The 23,234-nt window shown below is 44.4% G+C and carries 27 protein-coding genes; 13 read left to right on the top strand and 14 right to left on the bottom strand.

Going from position 1 to position 23,234, the window contains the following annotated elements:
• Positions 1-82 precede the first annotated feature (82 nt).
• The 3 genes from F6K57_RS14770 to F6K57_RS14780 all read left to right on the top strand — a co-directional run bounded on the left by F6K57_RS14770 (position 83) and on the right by F6K57_RS14780 (position 1,986).
• Positions 83-619 carry a phycobiliprotein lyase gene (locus tag F6K57_RS14770; protein WP_293068771.1) on the top strand — a complete coding sequence of 179 codons (537 nt, stop codon included), beginning with the start codon at positions 83-85 and terminating at the stop codon, positions 617-619.
• A gap of 86 nt (positions 620-705) precedes the next feature.
• On the top strand, positions 706-1,317 hold the full coding sequence (locus tag F6K57_RS14775) for a chromophore lyase CpcT/CpeT (RefSeq protein WP_293068774.1): 612 nt from the start codon (positions 706-708) through the stop codon (positions 1,315-1,317).
• Positions 1,318-1,662: 345 nt separating this feature from the next.
• On the top strand, positions 1,663-1,986 hold the full coding sequence (locus F6K57_RS14780) for a hypothetical protein (protein WP_008184573.1): 324 nt from the start codon (positions 1,663-1,665) through the stop codon (positions 1,984-1,986).
• A gap of 76 nt (positions 1,987-2,062) precedes the next feature.
• On the opposite strand, the gene F6K57_RS14785 is transcribed toward F6K57_RS14780, so the two are convergent.
• Positions 2,063-2,191 carry a hypothetical protein gene (locus F6K57_RS14785; protein ID WP_293068777.1) on the bottom strand — a complete coding sequence of 43 codons (129 nt, stop codon included), beginning with the start codon at positions 2,189-2,191 and terminating at the stop codon, positions 2,063-2,065.
• A gap of 426 nt (positions 2,192-2,617) precedes the next feature.
• On the opposite strand from F6K57_RS14785, the gene F6K57_RS14790 reads away from it, so the two are divergent.
• The 8 genes from F6K57_RS14790 to F6K57_RS14825 all read left to right on the top strand — a co-directional run bounded on the left by F6K57_RS14790 (position 2,618) and on the right by F6K57_RS14825 (position 8,492).
• Entirely contained in the window at positions 2,618-3,151 is a 534-nt protein-coding gene (locus F6K57_RS14790) for a bleomycin hydrolase (RefSeq protein WP_293025422.1), read from the top strand.
• 104 nt (positions 3,152-3,255) lie between these two features.
• Positions 3,256-3,750 carry a class 1 C-phycoerythrin subunit alpha gene (cpeA, locus tag F6K57_RS14795; protein ID WP_293025420.1) on the top strand — a complete coding sequence of 165 codons (495 nt, stop codon included), beginning with the start codon at positions 3,256-3,258 and terminating at the stop codon, positions 3,748-3,750.
• A gap of 208 nt (positions 3,751-3,958) precedes the next feature.
• Positions 3,959-5,239: a HEAT repeat domain-containing protein gene (locus F6K57_RS14800; protein WP_293068781.1), complete on the top strand. Its 1,281-nt coding sequence runs from the start codon at positions 3,959-3,961 to the stop codon at positions 5,237-5,239.
• 153 nt (positions 5,240-5,392) lie between these two features.
• On the top strand, positions 5,393-6,241 hold the full coding sequence (locus F6K57_RS14805; protein WP_293068784.1) for a Uma2 family endonuclease: 849 nt from the start codon (positions 5,393-5,395) through the stop codon (positions 6,239-6,241).
• Positions 6,242-6,444: 203 nt separating this feature from the next.
• The gene (locus tag F6K57_RS14810) at positions 6,445-6,978 is read left to right on the top strand and encodes a phycocyanin subunit beta (RefSeq protein WP_293025414.1); all 534 of its coding nucleotides are present in this window, start codon (positions 6,445-6,447) and stop codon (positions 6,976-6,978) included.
• A 75-nt stretch (positions 6,979-7,053) separates the two neighbouring features.
• The gene (locus tag F6K57_RS14815; protein ID WP_287248232.1) at positions 7,054-7,542 is read left to right on the top strand and encodes a bleomycin hydrolase; all 489 of its coding nucleotides are present in this window, start codon (positions 7,054-7,056) and stop codon (positions 7,540-7,542) included.
• Positions 7,543-7,614: 72 nt separating this feature from the next.
• Positions 7,615-7,794, top strand: a complete 180-nt coding sequence (locus tag F6K57_RS14820; RefSeq protein ID WP_293068789.1) for a hypothetical protein — start codon at positions 7,615-7,617, stop codon at positions 7,792-7,794.
• Positions 7,795-7,868: 74 nt separating this feature from the next.
• Complete coding sequence (locus F6K57_RS14825) at positions 7,869-8,492, top strand: HEAT repeat domain-containing protein (RefSeq protein WP_293068792.1); 624 nt, start codon at positions 7,869-7,871, stop codon at positions 8,490-8,492.
• Positions 8,493-8,710: 218 nt separating this feature from the next.
• Here F6K57_RS14825 and F6K57_RS14830 read toward each other — a convergent pair whose 3' ends face one another.
• The 8 genes from F6K57_RS14830 to F6K57_RS14865 form a co-directional block, all read right to left on the bottom strand.
• A complete protein-coding gene (locus F6K57_RS14830; protein ID WP_293068795.1) occupies positions 8,711-9,925 on the bottom strand; it encodes a hypothetical protein in 1,215 nt (404 codons plus the stop codon).
• A gap of 230 nt (positions 9,926-10,155) precedes the next feature.
• Entirely contained in the window at positions 10,156-11,982 is a 1,827-nt protein-coding gene (locus F6K57_RS14835; protein ID WP_293027881.1) for a phycobilisome rod-core linker polypeptide, read from the bottom strand.
• Positions 11,983-12,333: 351 nt separating this feature from the next.
• The gene (locus tag F6K57_RS14840; protein WP_293027884.1) at positions 12,334-12,537 is read right to left on the bottom strand and encodes a phycobilisome linker polypeptide; all 204 of its coding nucleotides are present in this window, start codon (positions 12,535-12,537) and stop codon (positions 12,334-12,336) included.
• A gap of 191 nt (positions 12,538-12,728) precedes the next feature.
• A complete protein-coding gene (locus F6K57_RS14845) occupies positions 12,729-13,490 on the bottom strand; it encodes a phycobilisome rod-core linker polypeptide (RefSeq protein ID WP_293027887.1) in 762 nt (253 codons plus the stop codon).
• Between the two features lie 129 nt (positions 13,491-13,619).
• Positions 13,620-14,414, bottom strand: coding sequence for a phycobilisome rod-core linker polypeptide (locus F6K57_RS14850; RefSeq protein ID WP_293068800.1), 795 nt, complete (start codon positions 14,412-14,414; stop codon positions 13,620-13,622).
• A 156-nt stretch (positions 14,415-14,570) separates the two neighbouring features.
• Positions 14,571-15,365 carry a phycobilisome rod-core linker polypeptide gene (locus tag F6K57_RS14855; RefSeq protein WP_293068803.1) on the bottom strand — a complete coding sequence of 265 codons (795 nt, stop codon included), beginning with the start codon at positions 15,363-15,365 and terminating at the stop codon, positions 14,571-14,573.
• Between the two features lie 42 nt (positions 15,366-15,407).
• Complete coding sequence (locus F6K57_RS14860; protein WP_293068806.1) at positions 15,408-16,199, bottom strand: phycobilisome rod-core linker polypeptide; 792 nt, start codon at positions 16,197-16,199, stop codon at positions 15,408-15,410.
• A gap of 190 nt (positions 16,200-16,389) precedes the next feature.
• Positions 16,390-17,259, bottom strand: a complete 870-nt coding sequence (locus F6K57_RS14865) for a phycobilisome linker polypeptide (RefSeq protein ID WP_293027899.1) — start codon at positions 17,257-17,259, stop codon at positions 16,390-16,392.
• A gap of 496 nt (positions 17,260-17,755) precedes the next feature.
• On the opposite strand from F6K57_RS14865, the gene F6K57_RS14870 reads away from it, so the two are divergent.
• Positions 17,756-18,094, top strand: a complete 339-nt coding sequence (locus F6K57_RS14870; RefSeq protein WP_293068809.1) for a hypothetical protein — start codon at positions 17,756-17,758, stop codon at positions 18,092-18,094.
• Here the strand turns inward: F6K57_RS14870 and F6K57_RS14875 are convergent.
• From F6K57_RS14875 to F6K57_RS14885, 3 genes are all read right to left on the bottom strand, one after another.
• Positions 18,026-18,889 (bottom strand): HEAT repeat domain-containing protein, encoded by an 864-nt coding sequence (locus tag F6K57_RS14875; RefSeq protein ID WP_293068812.1) that lies wholly within the window; start codon positions 18,887-18,889, stop codon positions 18,026-18,028. The genes F6K57_RS14870 and F6K57_RS14875 overlap by 69 nt on opposite strands.
• A gap of 29 nt (positions 18,890-18,918) precedes the next feature.
• The gene (locus F6K57_RS14880) at positions 18,919-19,149 is read right to left on the bottom strand and encodes an acetyltransferase (RefSeq protein ID WP_293068814.1); all 231 of its coding nucleotides are present in this window, start codon (positions 19,147-19,149) and stop codon (positions 18,919-18,921) included.
• 332 nt (positions 19,150-19,481) lie between these two features.
• Positions 19,482-20,339 (bottom strand): pentapeptide repeat-containing protein, encoded by an 858-nt coding sequence (locus tag F6K57_RS14885; protein ID WP_293068816.1) that lies wholly within the window; start codon positions 20,337-20,339, stop codon positions 19,482-19,484.
• A gap of 139 nt (positions 20,340-20,478) precedes the next feature.
• Here F6K57_RS14885 and F6K57_RS14890 point away from each other — a divergent pair, with 139 nt between their 5' ends.
• Entirely contained in the window at positions 20,479-21,072 is a 594-nt protein-coding gene (locus tag F6K57_RS14890; RefSeq protein WP_293068819.1) for a phycobiliprotein lyase, read from the top strand.
• Positions 21,073-21,193: 121 nt separating this feature from the next.
• On the opposite strand, the gene F6K57_RS14895 is transcribed toward F6K57_RS14890, so the two are convergent.
• Both F6K57_RS14895 and F6K57_RS14900 read right to left on the bottom strand, forming a co-directional pair.
• Positions 21,194-22,645, bottom strand: a complete 1,452-nt coding sequence (locus F6K57_RS14895) for a zinc ribbon domain-containing protein (RefSeq protein ID WP_293068822.1) — start codon at positions 22,643-22,645, stop codon at positions 21,194-21,196.
• Between the two features lie 445 nt (positions 22,646-23,090).
• The gene (locus tag F6K57_RS14900) at positions 23,091-23,216 is read right to left on the bottom strand and encodes a hypothetical protein (RefSeq protein ID WP_293068825.1); all 126 of its coding nucleotides are present in this window, start codon (positions 23,214-23,216) and stop codon (positions 23,091-23,093) included.
• Between the last annotated feature and the right edge of the window lie 18 nt (positions 23,217-23,234).

A 23,234-nucleotide genomic window follows, 5' to 3' on the forward strand; every position in this document is an offset into this window, starting at 1 on the left:
GTACAACACCATTGAGCTGAGGATTCAGCTGCTATACGCAAACAAAATTGTTAACTTTTTTAAATCAAACTACACATAGCAAATGGAGCTTACTGAGTTTATAGAACGTTCTATTGGACGTTGGCGATCGCAACGCAGCGGTCATCACTTAGCGTTTAGTCACTTTGAGGAAATACGCTCAACTATTGATATCGTTGCCCTTGAGGCTGATGACTCAGCTGTGATTGACATTTGCAAACTATACGATATTGATCCCACAACTGCCTTGCATCCCTTTCGCATGAGTTGGGAAGGTGAATCAGATTGGGATGAAGAGGACATCCAGTCTGGGAGTTGCGTTCTAGTCCCTATCCCCGATCCTGAAAACCCCGATCGGGGAAAACTGCTCAGAGAGCAAGGCTATGCCGAGACCATTGCAGCAGTGGGCAACTATCACCTGACTGAAGATGGTACCTTCACTTTGCTAACGGAGTATGACCGAGCAGCTGCTGAAGAACGGATTTGGTTTGCCACACCGAATTTACGTTTTCGGGTTTCCTTGATTAAAACCAGTTCTGGTCAAGGGGTGACTACAGCCTCGTTTTCTTCAGAAATCCGCGACTTATCCCAATCGGGGTGAAAGTTAGCAGCTTGAACAGTTAAGGTCATAATTTAGATTTTTTTTAATCTTGTTTAACTCTAAGTTTTCAATAGATTAATACACTAATGTTGTCTAGTACTACCGATAAAACTACCAGTAATTTACTGACTCTAGCTAGTTGGATGGCTGGAGATTTTAGTAACCAAAAACAAGCGATTGATAATCCTCAGCTTTACGCTCACATTCATGTTTTCTTTCGCCCCTTGCCCTTTGATTTCTTTTCGGGTATTGGTTTCTACTCTGAGCAAGCCTATGACTATGATCTTTGGAGTCCCTACCGTCAGGGAGTCCATCGCCTGATTGATAAAGGTGATCATAGTTATATAGAAAATTACAGCCTTAAGGATCCAGTTCTTTATGCCGGTGCGGCACGAGAACTAGATATTCTCAAAACCATCACCCCTGATGCTATAGAACGTCGCTACAACTGTTCAATGATTTTCTGGCGAGAAGGTGACATGTTTCGTGGCAGTGTAGAACCCGGTTGCCAGTGTTTCATCCAACGTAATGGGCGTAAAACTTATCTGGTCAGTGATGTGGAATTGACTGAAACAACTTGGAACAGCCTAGATCAGGGTATGGATGTCAATACTCATGAGCACGTATGGGGCTCAGCAGCTGGTCATTTACGATTTGATAAACGGCAAAGTTTTGCTGACGAATTACCGGATTTGTAGCGCGGATTTGTAGCCCATATTTATCAGCAACAAGGGATTGGCTTTTAATACAAATACCAACAAATACTAAGTAAATTAGGGTAAGTAAAAAAATCCTCTAATCTAGACTACTCAAAATAACCAAACTTTTTGTTACCACCCGACAAACTTAAAAGTGGTATTTTATTGCTACTCTCTAAATAATTATTAAAGGGATTATTAGTTATTAGCCTAAAGCCTATAGGGTTTCTAAATGAATTGTGACAATTTTTGTTGTCTCTTCCCTACTCCCTACTCCCTACTCCCTATTCCCTTTGTTATAAAACCATTAACCGATAATCTTAATTACCAATAATAGAGTTGAGGATGATTTGTGTACAGCTAATGCTACCGCCAAAAGCTCAAAAAAAGATGCAGTGCTGGATTAGGAGCAGACATTTGATCTGCTCCGGTCACTTTTTTATCTTTGAGACGGTAGAATATACAACGGTTGAACGATTCTCGGAATGTGTCGAGAGTCTCGGAGGAAGTGTAATATCCGTTAAACCCATTAAAAAAATTTGGATTGGCTCCCATCGCCAAGTTATTTTGTATCAAGCTAAAGCGAGTTTACATACACCTCATCATGACCTCAAACAATACTGGATAAAATACGGGAGTTTCCGCACCAGATTTGATGAACGTTCGTGAACCCCCCCCACTGAACCAGTCTATAGCTAAGCATTCAGCCGTCAGTGGTCAGTAGTCAGTAGTCAGTGGTCAGTGGTCAGTGGTCAGCCTTTGGCACCTCAAGTAGGGTGCGCGTAGCGCATAAATAGCTGATCGCTGATCGCTGTTCGCTGATCGCTGTTCGCTGTTCGCTGATCGCTGTTCGCGTAGCGTGCGCGTAGCGCATAAGCTTATATAGCAGTCGCCAGGGCAGGCGCGGACATGACAAAAGTCTCAAACCTAAGTAAGCGCAAGAGTTTGACTTCTGACTTCTGACTTCTGACTTCTGACTTCTGCTATAGCTTAATGCTTACCAATTAGTTGACGTATTTTAGTCTTGGGTTAATTGGAGTAGGCAGTAATGGAGGATAATATATCACAGTTAGGTACATCCAATTATTAAGTTTTGTATATAGCTGCCGAGTCGGTTAACCGACTCCAGTGTGATCGACTGGTGACCTTGTGACGAATATTACAGATTATTACTTTGTTGTTAATAAATGAGACTGCGGTCCCCATAATCCGCTAATCATAATAATCAGCTGGTCAAATTTGATAAATGACAAGCAAGATAGCAAACTAGTTAAGTACCTTTAATTTTAAGGAGATCTCAATGCTTGACGCTTTTTCCAGAGCTGTAGTTACAGCAGATAGCAAAACCGCATGTCTAGGTGCTGGAGACCTGGCTGAACTAAAAGGCTTTATTGCTGATGGTAATAAGCGCCTTGATATTGTCAACATTATCGCCAGCGACGCCAGCTGCATAGTTTCCGATGCTGTTTCTGGCATGATCTGCGAAAACACTGGTTTGATTCAAGCTGGTGGTAACTGCTACCCCAACCGCCGCATGGCTGCTTGCTTGCGTGATGGTGAAATCATCCTCCGCTATGTGACCTATGCCATCTTGGCTGGTGATGCTTCTGTACTCAGCGACCGCTGCCTGAATGGTCTCAAGGAAACCTACAGCGCTCTGGGTGTACCCACTACCTCCACAGCTCGTGCTGTTGGAATCATGAAAGCGGCTGCAGTTGCTTTCGTTAACAACACCGCTAGCCAGCGCAAGTTTGAACTCACTTCCGGGGATTGTTCCTCCTTAGCTGCTGAAACTGCTGGTTACTTCGACGCAGTAGTTGCTGCTATCAGCTAGTCTTTCCCTTTTGCCTAAGATAACCAAGCTCCTGCCAAAGCGAGCTGGGAAAGCGAAAAGCTAAGTATAATCTTTGTCAAAACCCATTCAGGAGATATATAAAGATGAAATCAGTTATAACCACAGTTGTTACTGCTGCGGATGCGGCAGGCCGTTTCCCTAGCAGCTCTGACCTTGAGTCTGTTCAAGGTAGCCTGCAACGGGCTGCTGCTCGTATGGAAGCTGCTGAAAAGCTAGCAGCTGGCATTGATGCTGTAACCAAAGAAGCTGGTGATGCTTGCTTTAAGAAGTATCCTTACCTGAAAGAATCTGGTGAAGCTGGGGATTCTCAAGTCAAAGTTGACAAGTGCTACCGGGATCTCGGTCACTACCTACGCTTGATCAACTACTGCTTGGTTGTTGGCGGTACTGGTCCTCTAGATGAGTGGGGTATTGCTGGTCAGCGTGAAGTTTACCGTTCTTTGAACCTACCTACCCCTCCCTATATCGCAGCTCTTGAGTTCACTCGCGATCGCGGTTGTGCTCCTCGTGACATGTCTCCTCAAGCTTTGGTTGAGTACAAAACTTACCTCGACTATGTAATCAACTCCCTGTCCTAAGGAGATCACGGTTAAAATCCGTCGCTGATTGACTAACATTTCGATCAGCACCTGGGGACTCTTAGTACGTTGCTTTGCCTGAATTGGTTGAGTACCGTCAAAGAGTCCCCTAATTGTTTTGGGAAGTTAGGGGGGAAAACCAACTAAACTACTTAGTAAAACCTATTGTTAATTGCTAAATAACTACTAAATCACTACTAAATCACTGATGGATAAACGTTTTGCCAATATATTTAATTTGACCGAAGATCAAGCGATCGCACTTTTAAAGACCCCCTTAGAGCAGCTGGAAGACCCATCTGATCGCTATCTGGCTGCATCCCATTTAATTAACTTTGACACCGAGCGCTCAATCAATGCCTTGATGGAAACCGTGCAAGAGCAAAACTCAGAAATGTACCATCGTATCGCTCGACGCAAGGCAGTAGAAAGTTTAGGTCGTCTGAAAGCCTCTGTAGCCCTACCCATCATTCGCTCATGTCTAGGGGATGAGGATTGTTACACGGTGGAAAATGCTGTCTGGGCAATTGGGGAAATTGGTACTCAAGATCCGGAAATTCTCGAAGAAATTGCCCAGCTACTGGAGAAGCCAGGTCAGACTTATCGGGTGATTATCCAAACTCTGGCAGCACTGGACTATAAACCAGCCCTTGAGAAGATTAAGACCTTTACTAAATCCGATAATGAACCCATAGCCAGTGCTGCGATCGCAACGGTTTGTCGGTTCACAGGGGATACCACCGAAATGCACAAAGTGATGGCATTCCTACAACACTCTAGTGTCAATGCCCGACGAGCCTGTATTCAAGACCTGATTGATGCCCGATACTACCAAGGAATTCCGAAAATTGCCACCTGTCCCATTTCCATGGTCTTTCGAATACGAGGAATTCGCCTCTTGGCAGAGGCTGGGTTGCCAGCCGGTAATATCACCTTTGAGGAGATCGAACCATCACTCGATCAAGTGATTCGTGATCATCCTGATCACCTAGAGCTGGTTCATGAATATGACCAAATGCCCAGTTTAGAATTCTTGATTAACGAGCTATACCATACAGATTTTGGGCGGTGTTATCTAGGCAGTAAAACTCTGCTGAAGTTATCCCCAGATGCTGTCGCTGAAGCCCTACTGGCTACCTATGCTGACAAAGCCCATAACGATTATGGTGCTCACTACCATGTGGTCAAACTCTTAGGCTGGCTCAAATACGCTGATGCCTACGATTTGATAGTGGAAGCCTTACACAATAAAGCACCCCAGTTTCAAAAATCCCGTGCTGCTGCTGCTATTGCCTTGGGGAATTTAGGGGATAAACGGGCAATTCCCTTACTCAAAGACAGCCTCAATACCAAGATTTTTAACTTGAAATATGCCAGTTTAATCGCATTAGAGCAGTTAGGGGATACCAGTGGTCAAGAGCTGGCAGCTAATGATTCAGATTGGTTGATTCGGGAGAAAGCAGTTACTAAAGCAGTTACTAGTCATTAATCATTAGGATTAGTCATTAGTCACCTTGGAAGAGCGTCTTTAGTGTGCTAAGGACTAATCATGCTGTGGTAATTGGTAATTGGGATCGCCTATCACACGCTTTGCAGCCAGGATAATATAGAGAATTATCACCGCCATAGTCTAGGCCAGATCATGACTGAGACAGTACCTAGAGTCAAATTACCTCCGCCTTTCCCTGACCACACCCAGCTACCGGAGTCAGATGGTACATTTGTGAAAAACTTTCAAGAGCATCCCCAAAGCATAATTCTAACGGATTCGATTGGAGAGATATTACAACAGCGACATCCTGATGGACAATATGCTATTGGGCAAGACTGTGGTATCTACTGGCGAGAAACTGACCCACCTGAGAAAGGAGCCGAAGCACCTGATTGGTTCTATGTTCCCAATGTCCCTCCTCAGCTAGATGGTAAAATTCGTCGCTCCTATGTGGTGTGGCGGGAACATATAGCACCATTAATTGCTTTAGAATTTGCCAGTGGCAATGGGGATGAAGAACGGGACAAAACCCCGTTATCCCTCTCGAATCAAGGAGAAGTAACTAAGCCAGGGAAGTTTTGGGTATATGAGCAAATTATCAGAATTCCCTACTATGGTATTTATCAAATAAACAACGGCTCTCTTGAAGTCTATACCTTGGTCAGTGGGTTTTATCAGAAATTAACCCCTAATCAACGAGGGCATTATTCTATTTCACCGTTGGGTGTAGAACTAGGCTTATGGCAAGGAAGTTATCAGAATCAAACTCAACTATGGCTAAGGTGGTGGGATGAGGAAGGAAATCTGTTGCTGATTGGTGATGAACGAGCTGTTCTAGAAAGGGAAAGAGCTGAACAAGAGCGACAACGTGCTGAAGAAGCAGAGTCTATAGTTGAGCAGGAGCGCCAAAGAACTCAAGCCGCTTTAGCTAGAGCGGCTCGGCTGGCTGAGCAGTTAAGAGCAGCAGGTATTGACCCTGATCTTGACGATACGGTTTAGCACTTAAGCAAACAGTTAAAAGTTTATTGATACAAAAGTATACAATTAGACCGATAGAAGGAAATTTTTGTAATGTTTTGTTGCTTTGTTTCTCATAAATGGGACTAGAGTGTCAAATAGCTTTTATCGTCTAAATTGGTTAGTCAATTGATGAACGACAAGACCAATAATTTTAAGTCCTTGTTATTGATAAGGAGATTTTAATGCTAGACGCTTTTTCAAAAGCCGTAGTTGCTGCCGATTCCGCAGGTGGATTTGTTGGTGGTGCTGATTTAGAGGCTCTGAAGGGATTTGTTGCTGATGGCAACAAGCGCCTTGATGCTGTAAATTTTATTGCCAGCAATGCTAGCTGTATCGTTACTGATGCGGTTGCTGGTATCGTTTGCGAAAGCCCTGGTTTAACTGCTCCTGGTGGCGGTGTTTACACCAACCGCAAGATGGCTGCTTGTCTACGTGATGGCGAAATCGTCTTGCGTTATGTTTGCTACGCCGTTCTCAGCGGAGATAGTTCTGTACTGGCTGACCGCTGCTTGAATGGTCTTAAGGAAACCTACGCTGCTTTGGGCGTTCCCACTGGTAATACTGGCCGGGCTGTTGGCATCATGAAGGCTGCTGCTGTGGCTTTTGTTACCAACACTGCATCTCAACGCAAAGAGTCTGTTACTAGTGGTGATTGTTCCTCTTTGGCTGCAGAAGTCGGTAGCTACTTCGATGCAGTCGGCAGTGCTATTAGCTAGTCTCCCTGCTCAGGAGAATTTCAATTACACTGACCTTTTGCCGAAATCAATTTTAAGACAGGAGATATCTTAATTATGAAATCAGTGTTAACCACTGTTGTTGCTTCCGCTGACCTAGGAGGTCGGTTTCCTAGCGCTTCTGACCTAGAATCAGTTCAAGGTAGCTTGCAACGTTCTGCTGCTCGTATGGAAGCTGCTGAAAAGTTGGCAGGTAACTACGACGCTGTAGCTCAAGAAGCTGTTGATGCTATCTATAAAAAGTTCCCCAACGGTAGTGGTCGGGACATCGATGCAGGTACTCAGAAAGAAAAGTGCAAGCGTGACATCGTTCACTACCTGCGTTTGATCAACTATTGCCTAGTTGTTGGTGGTACTGGTCCTCTGGATGAGTGGGGTATTGCTGGCGCTCGTGAAGTCTACAAAGCTTTAGGTATCGATGCCGCTACCTATGTTACTGGTTTGACCGTCCTCCGGGATCGTGGCTGCGCTCCTCGTGATATGTCTGCCCAAGCCTTGGTTGAATACCGGGGTTATCTTGACTATGTAATCAACTCTATGTCATAGGATTATTGCTATCCACTTTCTGTAGTGGCTAGCTGCCTCTAGTACTTTCGACTGAAGGGGTATCTTGGCAAAGTGCTGTGCCTGAAACAGGTTCAGCACTTTGCTAAGAACCCCTTAGTTGTTGTGCTTGAAGCTCCTGATACCAAGTGGCATTCAAAGAGAGTAGATGGCTTGGATAGGGAGATAGGGAGGTGGGGAGATGGTGAGATGGGGAGATGGGGAGATCGGCGGAAGAGAAAGTTGTACGTTTGACCGCAACTTGGTATGACTCCTCGATCAAGAATGTCTACTAATATTTTTTTACTGATATTTACGAATATCTACTAATGTCTACAGAAGAGTTATATCAACAATTAAAAAATAAAAATCCTAAACTCCGACAAAGAGCGATGCGGCAAATTGCAGCAGAGCGCACCGAGAATACTATTTCTGAGTTGATGGCAATTTTGGGTGATGAGGATGTGGTTTATCGGCGAGCAGCAGTGCAAACTCTAGGTGTGATTGGTCTTGATGCTGTACCGGTATTGGCAGAAACCTTAACAACTAGTGAAAATAACACCGTACGGGCTAGCTGTGCAAAAGCGCTGGCTTCGATCGCTCTTAACTACTCAGAAGAAACTTTCCCAACTGTCGGCTTGCAGGGTCTACAAACGGCCCTTAAAGACCCAGATCCCGTTGTAAAAATATCAACAGTTGGCGCACTGGGAACCATTGGTCCACCCGCTTTTGAAGCCCTAGTGGCTGCTTTGGACATCGACGATATTGCGCTTCAAGTTACTGTGCTACAGGCTCTAGGTTCCTTAGGGGATGAGAGAGGTATGGAAGTGCTATCTGCTGCCGCTGAGAATCAGGAAGCCGACCCCTATATCCGAGAATCAGCAGCTAGTTCGATATCACGCTTGGAACAGATTATCAACTTTGGTTCATCCAGGAAAGCATCTGGAGAATAATACCAGAATAATTATAGCAGAAGTCAGAAGTTTGAAGTCAGAAGTCAGAAGTTAAACTAGCTTTGTATCTAGGTTTGAGGAAAAGTGACTGTCCTACACTAGGCTTCGACTGCTATAAGAGAATTATTTGTTGTCATTAAAACCCAAAATTATCCCCAAAACTATCAACGAAGAAAGCCAGGGGAATTGACATAATTATTTATGCCTTCGGGCAATAGCTAAAACAATCTCCGGTTAAGCCTCTTGTTGAACTCTGTTTTGCCAATGGTTGCCCAACGCTTTAACTCAGAAATGTGTTTTTGTAAAGTTGCAATACGCTCCTCTTGCTCTTGATTATGCTGTTTCAAAGACTCATAACTCTCGGGAGCTTGATTAGCCGGAGATTCTTGTTGAGATAACTGACGCTCTAACTCAGCAATACGCTTCCCTTGCTCTTGAGTTTGCTGCTGTAGAACCTGATTACTTTCTACTTGTTGGGTCCCCTGAGATTGTTGCTCAGCTAGCTGCTTCTGTAACTTCTTAACCAGATTAGATTGCTGTTGTGCCTGCTGTTGCAGAGTCTGGTTACTCTCTACCTGTTGTGTTGCTAGAGATTTTTGGTCAGCTAACTTCTGTTGTAAGTCTTCAATCACATTAGCTTGCTGTTGAGCCTGCTGTTGTAAAGACTGATAACTTTCTGTCTGTTCAGCAGTTTGAGATTTTTGGTCTGCTAACTGCTTCTGTAATTTCTTAACCAGATTCCCTTGCTCTTGTGCCTGCTGTTGTAAAGACTGATAGCTTTCGGTTTGTTCAGCAGTTTGAGATTTTTGGTCTGCTAACTGCTTCTGTAATTTCTTAACCAGATTAGATTGCTCTTTAGCCTGCTGTTGTAAAGACTGATAGCTTTCGGTCTGTTCAGCAGTTTCAGATTTTTGGTCAGCTAGTTGCTTCTGTAATTTCTTAACCAGATTCCCTTGCTCTTGTGCCTGCTTTTGTAAAGACTGATAGCTTTCGGTCTGTTCAGCAGTTTCAGATTTTTGTTGAGCTAACTTCTGCTGTAAGTCTTCAATCAAATTAGCTTGCTCTTTAGCCTGCTGTTGCAAAGACTGGTAATCTTCTTGGGATACACCAGAACCACCAGGCTCAGACACATCAGCTTGTAGCGGTTGCTTACCCTCTATAACCTGAATCTTGGTTTTAGATGTTGTAGTTCCATTGTTGGAGGATGTTTCCTTAGCCTCCGGTGGATTTTCCAGGGCAATGGTCATACTTGCCTGCTGGCATGCGATCGCAATATTACCTCTGGCGATACGCTCAATTAGTTCCGAGCGGGACAATCCAGTATTCTGAGCCATCTGAGTCAACAAGCCAATGCCTGTAGGGGTCAGGGATATCCCCACCTTGGACTTACTTTCTGAATACTGGCTAGCAGTTTTACGGCTTTTCTTGGCCATTGGCTTTTCCTCCGGATCGGCTATTTAAAGTCTATATATTTTACTGTTAAAAGTACCTCTTTAAAAGCTTAAGTTAGAAGCTTTAGTTAAAAGCTTGTATTTCCCAGGTAGTTGTTGATGGTTGACCGCTGTCATTCAACTCTCAACAGTCAACCGTCAACAACCCACACATTTCTATGGCAACTGGCGATAGAGCTAATCCCAGCTCTAATAAGTACTAAGTTTTTCCTCTAATAACTACGAGGACGCCACTTATTCAACCGCGCTTCTGCAATCATAGCTAAACGCCGCTGATCAGCAACCTTTTCTTGTAAGGTAGCAATTTCCTGGGCCTGTTTTTCAGACTTTTGTTGGAGAGCTTCATAACTGTCTGGCTCTACAGTCGCTGCTGCCATGGGGATTGGGGGTGCCATGGTGGTGAAACCACTACCACCATTGCTCGAAGAACTGTAAGACTGCCATTTGCTAAACTGTGATTCTCCAAAGCTAGCCAATGGTCGTAAGTCTGCCAACTGTTTCTGCAAGCTTTCCAGCAGTTCTTCTTGCTCTTGGCATTTCCGTTCGATGGCTTGATAGGCTTCTGAGCGTTCTTTCTCAGCTCCTGCGGTAGCTTGCTTCGGTTGGATTTTGGGCTTGAGTACTTCATCCAATAAGGCTTGGATATCAGTAACTGGGGCAAGCCCAAGGGGATTATTGTAAATAATCGATTTATTAAGCCTTGATGGATTCCCTGACAAATTGTCTTTATCAGAGCTAGAAACGCTGGGCATCAGCACCAACATGTTAGTAAACCCAAGCAGCTTTTTGCCTGTTTGGGTTTTATAGCCCCGGTAAAAGGGTACAGTATCCTCCCCAAAGACCTCTTGGTACTCGTCACTATCGATATAGGAATCAATATCCGCCTCGAAACCTCCTTGATCCAGTACTTGGCTGTGATAGAAGGTCTCAGAGTAGTCATCAGGAGCACGACCGAGCAAATGCTTAAAATTCAGCTCGATTGACCGGTAGCGGGGACAGATATCAAAAAACCTTGACCGATACAACTCTGACTTGGCAACCTGACGCACAAACTCACGGACAGTGATTTGGCCCCGCTTGATCTGGGATTCGGGGACAATCAGCCGTTCACTGTCCATAACATGGGCATTTCCCAAAACCTGACGGTAGACTGCTCGAATCACCGTCTCGATTTCTGCTTCCGAGCGACCTGGCCACAGCTCAATCGGATCAATTTGTTCCCAGGCTTGATACTGGCGTTGCCAGGTTTGAGTCGTGTTTTGCTCGAGTTTTTCAGCTTCTGTAAGAATCTTAGGTGCTATTTGAGTGTCTGTGGGACTTGCTGGTTGGGCTTTTTTGAGACCTAGAACATTAGCCAGGAGTTTATTGACATCTGTGGGTTTTACTACATCACCAGCTCCAGAAAGCGGCTCCATATTACTGGGGCTATTGGTCATCAGGGACTGATTCAACCGAGACCAATTCCCCCGCCAAACAGTGCCTTTATCACTACCAGACGCACCACGCAACAGTTTTAAGATATGGGTAAATCCCACTGTACTCTTGCCTATCTGGGTTTTGTAACCTCGATAATAGGGCACCTGGTTTTCCCCAAAAGCGATCTGGTATTCTTCGCTATCGATATAAGAATCGATTTCAGTCTCATAACCCCCTTGATCAAGGATCCTCGTATGCTCAATAATTTCCTCATAGCTTTCGGGAGCTCGACCAAGGAGATGCTTGAAATTCAACTCAATGGCTCGGTTACGAGGGCAACTGCTGAAAAATCGGGAGTAGTAAAGCTCAGATTTAGCCACTTGCCGCACAAATTCCCGGACAGAAATTTCTCCGTTTCTAAGTTGGGATTCGGAAACGGTGAGCCGCTCACTGTCCATGACATAGGTATTCCCCAACACTTGCCGATAGACAGCCCGAATCACAATTTCCAGTTCTTCTTCAGAATGACTAGGCCACAGTTCAACTGGGTCTGTTTCTTGAAATGCTGCCACCCCTAATTGTGCGGCGCGTGTCAGTACAGGATTTATAAAACCAATTACCATCTAAAAGACCTCCCAATCCATTGTTGTTAAACAAAGTTAATCAACAACTAATAAACAACTTTTTTACGAAGACTACCTTTTTCAATTCAATAGTATTGATCACTTAATGTCCAAAAAAAAAATTGATTGAACACTATATTAATTGAACACTATAAGTATTAATTTATTTTTGATTAAATTGTTTAAGGTGACGCTTTCCATATCATCTTGGTTGACTGACACGCTAGTTGCACTTAGAGATTTAATTGACTGTTGACTGTTGACCATTAACAGTCAACAGTCAACAGTCAACAGTCAACAGTTAAACGAAAAAATCTGTACGGTGCAGTAGTCAGCTCAACCTACTTTGTTTTAACTAACGTGGACACTAGTAACCTTACCACCCATACGGCTAATGTTCTTCATTGCCTCAGCTATACAGCTATAAGGAACCTTCGTCGTATAGTTACTTGTGCGCATTACATCTTGGCGACACAGACCTGTTACCTCTAGTACAACTGTGCGATCGCTATAATCACTCAGAGTGCTACTTCCATCTGTAATCATTCCTGACATCGGTAAAGTACCTCCAATTTACTAAGTTGTGAATTAAAAAACGGTCTATCCAACTGCCAATAGTTGACCAGTAGTTTAATAGCCAATAGTGTTAGTTTTTAGAAATTAGCTGTTGATTGCTCACAGCCTATTTCCAAAAACTAACATCTACATACTTAGCTCATATCAACTACTGAATCCTGACAGTCAACCTAACCTATTTCAGTAATACTGACAATTTTGCTGCCCATTTTGTGCATATTTTGAATCCTCGCCGACAACTGGTCGTAACCCACCTCATAGCTAGCATTACTCCGCTTGAAGCGAGAACCAACACCAGCTTTAGCGACAGTAATCTTAAAGCGTTTGCCTGTATTGGTGTAAGTACCTGAACCTCCAACAGGAGCAGTAATCTTGGTAGACAGATTAGCTCCTAAATCACTAATCAGCTTGGCTTGGTTACTGCTATCACTAGTAGCATCTCCCCGCATCAAGCAAAACGTCCGATTAAATCCTACGTTCTTAATCCCAACTTCGGTATTATTACTACGAGGATAGGGGACAATAAACTCACCAAAACTCAACTGATACTCTGCGCTATCGATATAAGAATCGATTTCAGCGTCGTAGCCAGCAGTGTTATAAATTAGAACATGTTCGGCAATTTCTGCCTGTTCCTGGGGAGCACGACCTAGAAAATGCTTGTAGTTGAGCTCAATGAAACGATACTGGGAAGCAGAATCAAAAAACAGGGACTTATACAAGTCTGATTTAGCGACCATGCGCACAAAGCCCCGTACACTGATGTCCCCATTGCGCAGCATCGCTTCAGCACTAGTTAAGCGATCGGATTCCAGCAAGTGCTGGTTACCTAGAACCTGTTTGTAAACTGCCCTAATCACTGTCTGCAGATCATCTTCTGTTGCACCAGCACGCAACTCTATCGGGTCAGCATCTATTACCCAAAGTGACATTTAAATTCCTCCTAGATTCTTTACTCAGATTTAGCTGACTTACACAGCTATTCACTTATCAGTTACCAGTTATCAGTTACCAGTTAACAGTTTTTCTTTTTACTGATAACTGATAACCGGGCTACTGGATCAAGTTAACTCAGTAATACTGAGAATCTTGCCACCGCCTTTATGAATACTCTTGACTTGTTCAGAGAGTTGCTCGTAGCTAACCTGATAGTTCAGCTGGCTACACTTATTCAACCGGGCTACACCAGCGCATGTGGAAACAGCAATCTGGTAACGCTTGCCAGTATTGCCATAACCTGCACCATTTCCAACAGCTGGAGCTTTAATTTGTGGAGATATATTAGCAGCTACAGAAGTAATTAGCTGGGCTGGTTTTCCACTATCACTGGTAGGAGAGCCTCGCAGTAACGAGAACATCCGATTAAAGCCCACATTCTTAATTCCAGGTTGGCTACGGATGCTGCGGGGGTAGGGAACGATGTTATCGCCAAAATTCTCAAGATATTCGTCACTATTGATATAGGAATCGATTTCCGCTTCGTAACCCTGTTCATTGTAAAGGCTGACGTGCTCAGAGATTTCAGCTTGATCTAGAGGAGCACGACCCAGCAAATGCTTGCAATTAAGCTCAATGAACTGATAGGGAGAAGACCCCTCGAAAAATCGGGATTGATACAGGGCTGATTGAGCCACCATGCGCACAAAGCCACGGACACTAATATCCCCATTGCGCAACATTGATTCCCCATTGCTGATTCGCTCGCTATCCATCAGATGGGCATTGCCCAAAACCTGCTTGTAAACAGCTCGAATTACCGTCAGCACATCCTCTTCAGTAGCATAGGGTCGCAGTTCTACTGGGTCACCTTCAAAGGCATCTAGACCAAGGGTGGCTGATACCGTTAAATTCCCCATTCTTATTTCTCCTAAACTCAGTTTGATAATGATATAATCGTTCGTTAAACCTAGTTTGAGGTAATTTCCCCAAACCTAGGGTCAGCTATTAAGGCGCTATTAAGCAATTATTAGCCGACCCTGAGTTTATATCAAATGGTCAACGTTCAACCAGCATTACAAAACTTCAGTAATGCTGATAATCTTTCCACCACATTTATGAATGTTTTGAAATTGTTGAGACATTTGACTGTAGTTAACTACCCGCTCTGTCTTGCTAAACTTATTGAGTCGAGCAGCAGCAGTTGAGGTAGAATAGACAATCCGGAACCGCTTGTCGGTGTTACTACTAGCTGCACCATTGCCAATCGCTGGCGGAGTGATTGTCGTGGACATATTCGCAGCCAAAGAGGAAATTAACTTTGCCTGTGTATCACTGTCACTGGTAGGAGAGCCCCGTAGCAATGAGAACATCCGATTGAACCCTTCAGTTTTGATCCCCACTTGGGTGCGGATAGACCGTGGATAAGGGACGGTGTACTCACTAAAGTTTTGAATGTATTCGTTGCTATCGATATAAGAGTCGATTTCAGCGTCGTAGCCCTCTGTATTATATATTTGGACGTGTTCAGTAATCTCTGCCTGGTCCTGGGGAGGGCGTCCTAACAAGTGTTTGAAGTTCAGCTCAATGAACCGGTACTGAGAAGAACTGTGAAAGAACAGTTTCTTATACAAATCAGATTTAGCAACTACCCTGACTAACTCACGCACTGTAATATTGCCATTCCGCAGTTGGGCTTCAGCACTAGAGAGCTGATCGCTCTCCATGATATGTTCATTGCCCAAAACCTGCTTGTAAACGGCTCGAATTACCGTTTGTAAATCATCTTCAGTGGCAAAAGGCCGTAATTCTAATGGATCACATTCAAAGGCATCCAAGCCTAGAGTCGCTGAGCGAGTTAAATTTCCCATTTCTATCTCTCCTTTAAAACTTCCGAAAAAAAACCCCAGACATTAGGAGATTTCTGTAATGCTGACGATTGTCCCACTAGTGCGATTAATCCGCTGAATTTGGGGTGTCATCTTGCTGCCAGGAACAATGTACTCAGTGGTACTACGACGGCGACGACCGCTGTACATGGCACCCCGCACGACAATTTTGAACATCTTTTCGGTAGCATCAGCATAAGCGGCAGCACGACCACCTGCCAGTGGCACAATTTTGCTGGTGCTATTGGTAGCAACTGCTTCTACCAAGCAAGAGCTTTTTATGGAGCTATCAACTTCTGAATGACCCCTTACCAAGGAGAGGGTACGGTTATAACCCACCTGCTTTTGGCCGATTTGGCTACTAGCACCACAATAGTAGGGTACGGTATCATCCCCAAAATTAGTTTGGTACTCGTCACTATTGATGTAAGAATCAATCTCAGCATCGTAGCCCTGCTCAATACAGATACGGATGTGTTCCGAAATTTCTGTCTGATCTAGGGGAGCACGACCCAATAAATGCTTAAAGTTCAGCTCAATAAATCGGTAAGGCGCACAGGATTCAAAATACCGAGCGCGATAGAAATCTGATTTGGCAACAGCCCGCACAAATTCCCTGACAGTGATGCTGCCATCGCATAATTGCGATTCAGCACTCACCAGCCGCTCACTCTCCATAATGTGGGGGTTGCCCAAAACTTGACGATAAACTGCCCGAATTACAGCTTGCACTTCATCAATGCCGCTAGTAGGCCATAGTTCAAAGATGGTATCTGAATCTAGACCAAACTTGGCAGTAGGCGCTGTACTGACCATTTAAATTTCTCCTTGCAAAAAACTTATTCAAAATAGAGGGGATTTTCCTTGCCAAAACAAAGTAACCAACCCTTCATTGCACTGCACCTCTACCTTCTTTGGCAGCAAACTAGTTGGCTTGCTGCCAAAGCACGCAGAAATACACGAACTTTTCCAGATTAGAAACTTTTGAATCCCGATTGAATCCTAATTACACAACGGTGATGCTGGCAATCACGCCACCCTGCTTATGAATCCGCTGGTACTCTTTGGAGAGCTGATCAAACGGAACCAGGTAGACCTGGTTACTGCGCCGGAATTTGGATACCCGATTCACTGCACCAGGGGACTTATAGCCAGTTACCTCAATCCGGTACACCTTACCTTCAGCAGTAGCTCCAGCACCATGGCGAGTTCTGGCACCCAATGGGGTTTCTTGGAAAGACCAGCCAGATACACCACCAGATGGCGGAACCACTGCTGTCGGAATTTCTTGAATTACATTCTTATTTAGACAAGGACTCTTGCCAGCCAAGCTCCCTTTGAAGTCGCTACTAGATGCTCCTCGCAACAGTTGGAACATGTGGGTAAACCCAACCATCTTCTTGCCTGTTTGGGTTTTGTAGCCTCGGTAGAAGGGAACTGTGTCTTCCCCATAGACTTCCTGGTACTCGTCACTGTCGAGATAGGAATCAATCTCTGCCTCGAAGCCCCCTTCATCCCAGATAATACTGTGAGCCTTCATCTCATCGAAGCCATCGGGAGCCCGACCAAGTAAATGTTTGAAATTCAGCTCAATTACTCGGTAGCGGGGGGCTTTATCGAAAAACCGGGAGCTGTAAGCATCGGATTTCGCTACTGCCCGCACAAATTCCCGAACGCTGAGTTCACCTAGTTTAAACTGAGACTCTGGGACAGCCAGTCGCTCACTTTCCATGACATAAGCATTGCCCAAGACTTGCCGATAGACCGCCCGAATCACGGCCTCAGCGTCCTCGCTTGAGATACCTGGCCACACTTCAATTGGATCTGTGTCTTCAAATAGGCCGACACCTAGCTGTGATGCTGGTCCGAATGCCATTAACAGATTCTCCTAGATAGCAACAAATTTTTTAATCAGGGTTTTCTCAGGGTGTTTAAAAAACTTTACAAGCTTTTAAACAATAACATAACCTCTCTCGCCAATCCTGATTAAGGAATCTTGGGAGCTCATAGCTCCTGTGAGCGAGATTGTGTCAGTGTTTTACACCTTCACACATTTATTTATACAATGCCCTGATCACCCTAAATTATCAAGATTTGTAAACTTCTGGGATTGCCTGTGATTGAAACTGACGACTATCTTAGAAAGTATGAATTATAAAGTATGAATTATGAAGTATGAAAACTTTGATTGTTTTATAGTGTATTTATCACTTTGGTGAGGTACAAATTTTTTTGATTATAGGGAACAGGGAACAGGGAACAGGGAACAGGGAACAGGGAACATAAAAAAATTATCTGTACCTCATAAATATGAGAACAGCTAGATTTCTGATTTTTTTTAAGCTACCCTAGACGGAACACCCAGGGGAACCTTGGCCAAAAGGCCACGCTACGCGAACAACCTTGGCCAAAAGGCCACGCTACGCGAACAACCTTGGCCAAAAGGCCACGCTACGCGAACAACCTTGGCCAAAAGGCCACGCTACGCGAACAACTCTTCAACCTTCAACCTTCAACCTTCAACCTTCAACCTTCAACCTTCAACCCTTCAACCCTTCAACCTTGGCCAAAAGGCCACGCTACGCGAACAACCTTCAACCCTTCAACCCTTCAACCCTTCAACCCTTCAACCCTTCAACCCTTCAACCCTTCTGAATTTGTGCGATCGCTACCTTGACCAGTTGGCGAATTTCCTCTCGCTCATCGGATAACTTGGCTGTTAAGGCAGGTAAAGCCGCTTCATCCTTCAGCTTCCCTAAGGATAAGATTGCCCTCCGCCTCACTTCTTGGCTGGGGTCTTCCAGTAACGGTATTAAATGGGGAACTCCTAGCTGGGGGTCAAGTTGACTCACCGATGTCGCTGCTTCTGCACGAACATTGACAGATTCATCTTTCAGTGCTAACAAAATAATTTCTTGAGCCTGGTCATTCCCTGGTTCATGCACCAAATTAGCGATCGCTCCGACTACTGCCATCCGCACATCTTCCGATTCGGAGTGGATTGCCTGATAAAGGTGCTCAGCTGCGTCTGACCCAATGAAAGCCAGTGCCCAAGAGGCATGACCTTTGGCAGTTTGGGGATAATCGGCTGATTCCAACACCTCAATCAACTTTGGCACAGCCGCTTCTCCCATTCTGGCTAAGGCTCCAGCTGATGAACTCTTGACCACTGTATCCTCATCATTTAACAAAGCATTGATCAGGGTAGGAACCGCCTGGGGATCCCTGATTTTTGCTAAAGCCTTGCCACAGGACCTCCGCACCACCGGGTTTGGGTGATTAGCTAGTGCTTCGAGCAAAAACGGAGAAGCTGGCTTACCAATTTTGCCGAAGGCTTCCACGAATCCCAGTCTGACCATCCCCCGGCTATCAGCCAGGGATTCAACCATTTGTTTTAACTGTTGCGCATTAGTAATATTAAAGTTTCCTTCAGCAAGTTGGCTATTGACATCAGCCAGCAAACGGTCAGTTTCAGAGGGAGCTGGTGGTTGAGTTTCCGTAACCATGGGTAATTCAGTTGCTTGAGTCAGTTGCTTCAGGATGATGGCAAAGAGGATTCCTGGGGGCGGAGATTTTCCAGAGCAGCGTCAATCTTTACAATTTCCGGGTGTTTTTTGATATGCTCCATGACCGCTTTTTTAGGCAATTTCACCTTCTGGGCCATTTTCATCACATCATTAACGAGTCTTTCCCGATATTTCTCTAGTTCAGTAATAACTTCCTCAATTTCTGCCGCTGATGGCTGGGATTCTTGAATTTCAGACATTTTGGTAACCTTCTTAAATCGTGATTATTATATAATAAGCTGACAAGTTACAGGTTACAGGTTACAGGTTACAGCTTTCAAGTTACAGGTTACAAGTTACAAGTTACAAGTTACAGGTTACAAGTTACAGGTTACAGGTTACAGGTTACAGGTTACAGGTTACAGGTTACAGGTTACAGGTTACAGGTTACAGGTTACAGGTTACAGGTTACAGGTTACGGGTTTGAACGGTTTAACCTTCAACCTTCAACCTTCAACCTTCAACCTTCAACCTTCAACCTTCAACCTTCAACCTTCAAAGGTTCAACCTTCAACGGTTCAACCTTCAACCTTCAACTCTCATGACTGGCTCCTAAACTTTCCCGAGTATGACTTCGAGTATAGGGATTCCAGGTGTCTAGATCCTTAAATGGTTGATTCAAAAGCATCGAACGGGTGGCTTCACTGATGCCTTGAGCCATGGTAAAGTCAGCCCCAGCAATATTTTGTACATGGTTTAAATCTGCTCCAGTCAGGTCGGCCCCTCGCAAATCCGCTCCCTCCAGCTCCACGCCACTCATACGGGCATTACGCAAGCAAGCCCCGGTCAGCAAAGCCTTCCGTAAGTTGGATCCACTCAAAGCAGCATCCTGCAAATTAGCACCGGTTAAATCCGCTCCGCTGAGATAGCCTCCTATTACTCTAATCCCTTGCAAGTCAACTCCCCTCAGATTAGCGGTATTGAGAAAAGCACCATTGAGATTAGCACCAGGCCCAACAGCACCAGAACTTTTGTAGCGAAATCCTTCTGGCCAAGTAGTTTCCCGGTCATACAGGGCTACTTGTAGGTTGGTTTCATTTAAGTTAGCCATCGTCAAATTAGCCTTCCTTAAATCTGCCCGGTTTAAATACGCCCCTTCCAAATCAGCTCCAGTCAGGTCAGCGCCAGTCAGGTCAGCTCCCCTGAGATCAGCTCCCCTCAGATTCGCTTCCCGCAAAATTGCCTGACTAAGATTAGCCCCAGTCAGGGTAGCTTGGCTCAAATTAGCTTTCTGTAGGTTAGCACCACTGAGGTTAACCTGGTACAAGTCTCTCTGACTCCAATCGATGCCCTCAAGATTAGCATCAGAGATATAGTCTCCGGCTTGGAACCGTTTTAAGATATCCATAGCTTGGTTGTTAGTGCGATCGCTTAACCGAGTTTGAATCATTATAATTTGTAAACTCTACCTGGAACTGCCAAGGTTAGTCTACCGTTCTGGTGGGAACACAGGGTATTAAAAACAATTACTATTTCTAGGGTAGGGGCTAGCTCTACCCATCTATCACTATCTGGAGGTTTAAGCAAAAATGCGACTCAAGCCACCCATGACCATGATGGACTTCTTTCGGAAAAGCGAGGGCAAGTGGTTTACTCAACGCACAGTTCATCACTTTGATAACGCTGCCGATGAATCGGGAGAATCCAATCTGATTGTTCAAGTCATCGAAAAAGATAACCCTAAAGTCCAAACCGTTTGTGACCTCCAAAAGATTGACCCAAGCCAGGCGATGGGGGGAGCGAGCTTTATGTGGCAAATCAATTTAGATGACCGGGAACCAAATTCCAAATATGCGGCAATTTTGATTGATGTTCCAGATGATGAAACTAAGCTTAGTGGTAAACTCATTCGAGACCAGGGCTATGTGGAAAGTATTCCGGTAGTGAGTCGGTATTGGTTTGGCAAAGACGGCATCCTCACCATTGATACCAATTACCAGAATAATCAGGGTCAAGAACGTTGTTGGTTTGTCACCGATGATTTTCGTGTCCGAGTCAGCACTGTGCGCATGATGAATGGCGTCAATCTCATGACCTATTGCTCTGAACGCCGTTGTGTTTCTAGGGAAATGCTAGAACAAATGATTGAAACTAATCGCGCTAGAGCTATGGGATACTCTTAAACCGTAATAAATCGTAATAATCCGGTACAAAACGGTCAAGGTTCAATCTATTGTGGTCCGAGTGAGAAGTGGTCATTCAGCAATTGGAGTCAAGCCTGCCACTTATCTTTCTGGACGTTCCTCAAATCCCGTTGAGGAGTTGCTTGAAAGCCCGAGTTTTACTATGCTTGCAGTTAAGCCAACCCAGCTCAACTGCATCTAGCAGACTCAGTCCCATCCCTTCCAAGAAACGCGCGGTACGACGCAACAATACTGCCTGCACCTCGGTTTTACTCATGTACCGGGTGATTTCCTTATCCGTACCCCTAGCAAGGACATTTTTGGCAGCATTGTAGTCAGCCTGCAACACGACCCCATTAAATCTGGTAAAACTGTCCCCGCTTCTTTTGCCCAATAGGGTTCCGGTCACGGAGTCAATTTGCGACGTGTAACTAGGCTGAACTTCTGTAACAACCGATCCAGTCCAATTAGCCCACTTCTGTAAAGAGTCCCGTAATTTTCCCTTCATCCAACTATTAAGTTTACGGGACATGGCCTTAGACTGGCGTTTATTTCTAATCGGCTGTGTTAAATTTTCGGCAAATACTTTTAGTGATTCGCCACCAAAAACAGACTTAGAAGCTGCTCCTATAATGGCTTTAATTTCTAATTGATCCTGCCTATAACGCTTATTTTCTGTTTTTCTGGTTAAATTATTTTCTAGTATCCGAGCCGACTTTGCTGGATCGGTTTTTTCTAATTTTCTATGGAGTGCCCAGAGTTTCCCTCTGTTTCTATTTTTCGCACAAATACGATCGGATTTCTTGGTGGTTACTTCGCCCAACTCCTTACCATGAGCCTGGCCATCTGAGTCATAGAAAGCCTCAGTGTATCCCTTGTCCAATCCTAGGCTCCGACGTTTGACAGGGATTTTTACTTGGCCATGGTCTACTAAAAAGTGAACTTCAAACCTTGATAATGATTGATTGTAGATTAGTCTAATCTGTCCTTTTATTTTACGATTAGACCGAACAATTATTTTATTTCTTTTTCCTCTCCTTAGCCCAGCTAACTCTAACTGGTAAGTGTTACGATAGAGTCTCCGACAGTTATAGCCTCCCTGCTGATAGACTATCTGGTTTTTGACCCAAGAATGTCCCCGTTGAAACTCCTTTCTAACAAACCTATGGAGAAGGGGGCTATCCAAGAAAGCTAAGCTTTTTAGTTGTTTGCAAAGCTCTTTTATTGTCTTCTGATTATCTTTTCCAGGGAACCTTTTGTAAACCTTTTTAATAACAGCATCAGCACAAGCTGCCTGTTGAGCAGTAATGGCTTTTGCTACATCACTGACCGTCCATTCCATCAATTTCGCTGGCAGTCCCAGGGTATCAGGAGTCCTAAAAATTCTGACCTCTGGATAGGCTTTTTTCCAATCAAGACCCCAATGACTAATACTACCTAGCTTGTTGTAGGATTCAGACCTGACGATGCCCAGTTTTTTCATGGTAGACAGCAACTCAGCCTGAACCAACTCACTCATCCCTATGACAGGAACGATTTGAGTTGATCTCTTTTTTGCTGTGTCTACTTTCATAGGGCTTAGTTAGATCTGAATCCTACACTTCAATTATACTATAGCGCTAGTAAAATGTCAATGTCCGAATTGTGGTATTAAATACCGATTTATCCCTATTTTTAGGGGTCTAAATGCGAGGCGGCGCAATAATATAGCAATTATATGACTTGTGAGGTACACAATTTCTAGATTTTAGGGAACAGGGAACAGGGAACAGGGAACAGGGAAGAGATAAGATTGAATAGGGATGCGCTGCATTGAAACAGGGAATCAACGTCAAATAATACTGTACCTCATGAGTCCTATAAACGCTATAATTAAGTCATTGAAATAATAATTCAGAAATGATTAGTAGGATTATAAATAACCATTAGTTTATGACGCACGCCAATTTATCTTAAAAGTTACTAGACAATAAACTATTCATACTCCTGAGTTATGAATCTTAACTCGTGACATACTCCTACACTGACTCTGCTCTTACAGAGCCGCTTCGCGAACGAGTGAGCGTGTAGGCTTCTTGCCAACTCCACCCAACGGTATCGGCTTTCGCCGACGCTGCGCGAACGGATACAAGGCCTTTGGCCACGCTTTCGCCGTAGGCGAC

This window comes from Moorena sp. SIO4A5, from assembly GCF_010672005.1.
In the GTDB taxonomy this organism is placed as follows: Bacteria; Cyanobacteriota; Cyanobacteriia; order Cyanobacteriales; family Coleofasciculaceae; genus Moorena.